This window comes from Bacillus tuaregi, from assembly GCF_900104575.1.
Taxonomy (GTDB): Bacteria; Bacillota; Bacilli; order Bacillales; family Cytobacillaceae; genus Bacillus_BD; species Bacillus_BD tuaregi.
The window spans coordinates 1-3,949 of sequence record NZ_LT629729.1 but is presented as its reverse complement, the minus strand read 5'-3'; the positions used below and the strand labels follow the sequence as shown (position 1 = coordinate 3,949).

General features: G+C 40.2%; 1 protein-coding gene, 17 tRNA genes and 1 rRNA gene. 15 read left to right on the top strand and 4 right to left on the bottom strand.

Annotated elements, in window-relative coordinates; genetic code table 11:
* The first annotated feature begins 62 nt into the window (after window positions 1–62).
* The 15 genes from BQ5321_RS00770 to BQ5321_RS00700 all read left to right on the top strand — a co-directional run bounded on the left by BQ5321_RS00770 (window position 63) and on the right by BQ5321_RS00700 (window position 3,031).
* Window positions 63–136 (top strand) — tRNA-Met (locus BQ5321_RS00770).
* 3 nt (window positions 137–139) lie between these two features.
* A tRNA-Asp gene (locus BQ5321_RS00765) sits at window positions 140–216 on the top strand.
* A 65-nt stretch (window positions 217–281) separates the two neighbouring features.
* A tRNA-Phe gene (locus BQ5321_RS00760) sits at window positions 282–357 on the top strand.
* 31 nt (window positions 358–388) lie between these two features.
* Window positions 389–472, top strand: a tRNA-Tyr gene (locus tag BQ5321_RS00755).
* 8 nt (window positions 473–480) lie between these two features.
* A tRNA-Trp gene (locus tag BQ5321_RS00750) sits at window positions 481–551 on the top strand.
* Window positions 552–563: 12 nt separating this feature from the next.
* Window positions 564–639 (top strand) — tRNA-His (locus tag BQ5321_RS00745).
* A 10-nt stretch (window positions 640–649) separates the two neighbouring features.
* Window positions 650–721 (top strand) — tRNA-Gln (locus tag BQ5321_RS00740).
* A gap of 5 nt (window positions 722–726) precedes the next feature.
* A tRNA-Cys gene (locus BQ5321_RS00735) sits at window positions 727–797 on the top strand.
* A gap of 10 nt (window positions 798–807) precedes the next feature.
* Window positions 808–889 (top strand) — tRNA-Leu (locus BQ5321_RS00730).
* A gap of 24 nt (window positions 890–913) precedes the next feature.
* Window positions 914–987: transfer RNA gene (locus BQ5321_RS00725), tRNA-Gly, on the top strand.
* A gap of 10 nt (window positions 988–997) precedes the next feature.
* Window positions 998–1,074: transfer RNA gene (locus tag BQ5321_RS00720), tRNA-Ile, on the top strand.
* 20 nt (window positions 1,075–1,094) lie between these two features.
* Window positions 1,095–1,169: transfer RNA gene (locus BQ5321_RS00715), tRNA-Asn, on the top strand.
* Window positions 1,170–1,209: 40 nt separating this feature from the next.
* Window positions 1,210–1,300, top strand: a tRNA-Ser gene (locus BQ5321_RS00710).
* A 14-nt stretch (window positions 1,301–1,314) separates the two neighbouring features.
* Window positions 1,315–1,388, top strand: a tRNA-Arg gene (locus tag BQ5321_RS00705).
* A gap of 278 nt (window positions 1,389–1,666) precedes the next feature.
* Window positions 1,667–3,031, top strand: coding sequence for an MmcB family DNA repair protein (locus tag BQ5321_RS00700; protein WP_071392732.1), 1,365 nt, complete (start codon window positions 1,667–1,669; stop codon window positions 3,029–3,031).
* 463 nt (window positions 3,032–3,494) lie between these two features.
* Here the strand turns inward: BQ5321_RS00700 and BQ5321_RS00695 are convergent.
* From BQ5321_RS00695 to rrf, 4 genes are all read right to left on the bottom strand, one after another.
* Window positions 3,495–3,582, bottom strand: a tRNA-Ser gene (locus tag BQ5321_RS00695).
* Between the two features lie 13 nt (window positions 3,583–3,595).
* Window positions 3,596–3,670: transfer RNA gene (locus tag BQ5321_RS00690), tRNA-Asn, on the bottom strand.
* A 20-nt stretch (window positions 3,671–3,690) separates the two neighbouring features.
* A tRNA-Ala gene (locus BQ5321_RS00685) sits at window positions 3,691–3,766 on the bottom strand.
* 57 nt (window positions 3,767–3,823) lie between these two features.
* Window positions 3,824–3,939, bottom strand: a 5S ribosomal RNA gene (gene rrf / locus BQ5321_RS00680).
* Window positions 3,940–3,949 lie beyond the last annotated feature (10 nt).

Here is a 3,949-nt window from a genome sequence, read left to right as displayed (position 1 = left end):
TAAACCGCGCGGGGGTTCGAATCCCTCTTCCTCCGCCATTTATATTAATCTAATATTATTATCGCGGGGTGGAGCAGTCCGGTAGCTCGTCGGGCTCATAACCCGAAGGTCGCAGGTTCAAATCCTGTCCCCGCAATTTGGTCCGGTAGTTCAGTTGGTTAGAATGCCTGCCTGTCACGCAGGAGGTCGCGGGTTCGAGTCCCGTCCGGACCGCCATCTTTATTCCAGTAGGATTTCTACTGTTTATATAGACTTTACTATCTGAATAATTAAATAGATCTGGCTCAGTAGCTCAGTCGGTAGAGCAATGGACTGAAAATCCATGTGTCGGCGGTTCGATTCCGTCCTGAGCCACCATAATTTCATCCCCTAGTTATACAAATTAGATGGAGGGGTAGCGAAGTGGCTAAACGCGGCGGACTGTAAATCCGCTCCTTTGGGTTCGGCGGTTCGAATCCGTCCCCCTCCACCATACATAATAGGGGTATAGTTTAAAGGTAGAACGAAGGTCTCCAAAACCTTTGGTGTGGGTTCGATTCCTACTACCCCTGTTTAATATTACGGCGGTTGTGGCGAAGTGGTTAACGCATCGGATTGTGGTTCCGACATTCGTGGGTTCGATTCCCATCAGCCGCCCCATTTGTTTTATTGGGCTATAGCCAAGCGGTAAGGCAACGGACTTTGACTCCGTCATTCGTTGGTTCGAATCCAGCTAGCCCAGTTTTCGGCGGCATAGCCAAGTGGTAAGGCAGAGGTCTGCAAAACCTTCACCACCGGTTCAAATCCGGTTGCCGCCTCTTTTGCGCTGCCGGTGTGGCGGAATTGGCAGACGCGCACGACTCAAAATCGTGTTCCATTAGGAGTGTCGGTTCGACCCCGACCACCGGTATTAGAGAGTACTTATTTAATTTATGCGGGTGTAGTTTAGTGGTAAAACTACAGCCTTCCAAGCTGTTGTCGTGGGTTCGATTCCCATCACCCGCTCCAATAATATAATGGGCCTATAGCTCAGCTGGTTAGAGCGCACGCCTGATAAGCGTGAGGTCGATGGTTCGAGTCCATTTAGGCCCACCATTTTATTTTTATTAAATTGTTCCGCAGTAGCTCAGTGGTAGAGCTATCGGCTGTTAACCGATCGGTCGTAGGTTCGAATCCTACCTGCGGAGCCATTTTATGGATTATGCCAAGTTCAAGGCATTTTTTTTATATGGGGAAGTACTCAAGTGGCTGAAGAGGCGCCCCTGCTAAGGGTGTAGGTCGGGCAACCGGCGCGAGGGTTCAAATCCCTCCTTCTCCGCCATACATATTTAAAATGCGCCTTTAGCTCAGTTGGATAGAGCAACGGCCTTCTAAGCCGTGTGTCAGAGGTTCGAATCCTCTAAGGCGCGTAAATATAGAAAATAAAATATAAAAAGGTCACAATCTTTCAGTCGAATGATTATGACCTTTTTTATTTATGTCTTAGGGTAAATGCAAATAAGGATGGCACAGAATCCTAGACAATCAATCGATACGTAATTTGATACTTTATCAAACAGACTTGCTGCTGCTATTGTCAAGAATGAAATCAGTAATAGTAAACCACTCCACAGGTAATGTTGAAATAAGCTATTATTTCAACATATAATACACTTATTAAGTGCACCGAGCACCTTTGGAGGTAATTATGAAAGCCACTATCACCGGAAATGATTCCTTAAGTAAACGAATTCTGCTCGATTTAAGTAACGGAGTAAAAGTATCCGAAATTCCAAAGCTTTATCCTGTCTCGTTAGATCAGGTAAAAAAACTATCCCAATTTAAAAAGATACTAGATTTAACAAAAAAAAATCTAGAAGAATACTATAGTCGAATGCACTTGCTAGGAATTAAAAGTTTACCTCTTACTCCCTTATTTAGACAGTCGGATTGGGGAGGTTTAGCTGAAATTCTTTCTGTTGTTACAGACAAAACAAGAAGGAATGAACTACAACTACTTATGACTTCCTTAAAAGAGAAACGGAGAAAGATTTATGAGTTTAAGGAAGAGGTAGATTTATCTCTATCCAAATTAGAGGCTATAGAAAAATCGCTAAAAATAAAGGAAAAAGAGTTGTTACAACGATTTAAAGAAATGAATGATAGGATGAACATGTTTAAAAAATATCCAGAACCATACCGTTCATTTCTAACTGAGTATTTAGGTTTGTATGAAGGGGAACTGGTATTAGTAAATAGATTAAATGTGCATTGGCAGCAAAGTTTACAGAAAGATGGAATAATCGTTTTTGATGAAAGTCATTATGTCTTTTTTATAAAAGATTTTCATAATTTTGTAGAATCATTAATATCTAGGCATAAGAAAGGTCTTGAATATCGCTGGAATCTAGATAAAGATACAAAGAAATTAGCGAAAACAACAATGCAAGTAGAAATACCCTATGACAAGAAATACAAGCTACCAAGTGCACTTAATGAACCCTTTATTAAATCTATTAATACAGTGAAACTTAAATTAGAAGAAATTAAAAATGAAAAATTGGCCATTGAACAATCCGTTAAAGAGGCAAAGAATAAAACTGTTCAATCTTATATAGAAATGACCGAAGTTTCCGAACCTCTTTCAATAAGAGACTTAAAACGGCATAGAGAATTACAGGATAAAGCTCTAAAATGGTTATTTCAGCACGGATTTGTTGCAGTTACAGAGTTTAACCTGCCTAATGGTAGAAAAGCTGATATCTTCGCTTATAACGAATCCCAAATCGCAATTTTTGAAATAAAAGTTTCATACAGAGACCTAGCAAATAACCAAAAATGGATGGGGCATTTACCCTATTGTCATGACTTTTATTTTTTAATACCTTCCAATCTTGAAACAGCAGTAGCTCAGGAAATTAAAAATGTTAATTGCGGGCAATTTATGGAGACACAAAACAGTATACAATTAATTTATGCTGATAAGCGCCAAGTAAGAGCCGTAACTCACGAAGAGCAATTAAAATTCCAGGCAGCACAGTTATTATCAAGAAAATTTATTTATGGGTATTAGAAGCCCTGCCAATTTTTTGGACCAATCTAAATCGCTGACATTAAAGTCTATTATCTGTAACTTAATACTTAATATATGCTGATTTTTTATCCACTTGACCATGGTATAATCAAAATGAAAAATTGAGAAAACAGGAGAAAAACAGAGGACTAAAGTTTGTGAAATAACATTAAAAAATCATTATTTCCCATCCTCTCTAAAAAGAGAATACGATTAAAATGACCGATTATGAAAGTTGCAATTTTATTTGCTATAAGATTGCATAGAAATTGTTCTCGATAATAGACTTTATGTAAACTAGACCTCTTTTGAATAAATAAGATTAATCCCTTTCTGTTGTTTATCACCCCATAGGTGTTTAACCAGCGCCTCAATATACGTCTGTAAAACAGATATCCATACTAAAAAACTCCTATTCTATAAAAAGAATAAGAGTTTTTTTACGCTTTAAAGAAATTAACAACGGAGAAGGAGGGATTTGAACCCTCGCGCCGGTTGCCCGACCTACGCCCTTTCCAGGGGCGCCTCTTCAGCCACTTGAGTACTTCCCCATAAAATATAAACTGGCTCCGCAGGTAGGATTCGAACCTACGACCGATCGGTTAACAGCCGATAGCTCTACCACTGAGCTACTGCGGAACAATTTAATAAAAGTAAAATGGTGGAGCCTAGCGGGATCGAACCGCTGACCTCCTGCGTGCAAAGCAGGCGCTCTCCCAGCTGAGCTAAGGCCCCAGATTTAATCACCTACAACCAAAAATAAAAAATAGGCCCCTAATTAATAGGGGCCTAGCCTGGCAACGTCCTACTCTCACAGGGGCAATGCCCCAACTACCATCGGCGCTGAGAAGCTTAACTTCCGTGTTCGGGATGGGAACGGGTGTGACCTTCTCGCCATTGTTACCAGACTATTTTGTT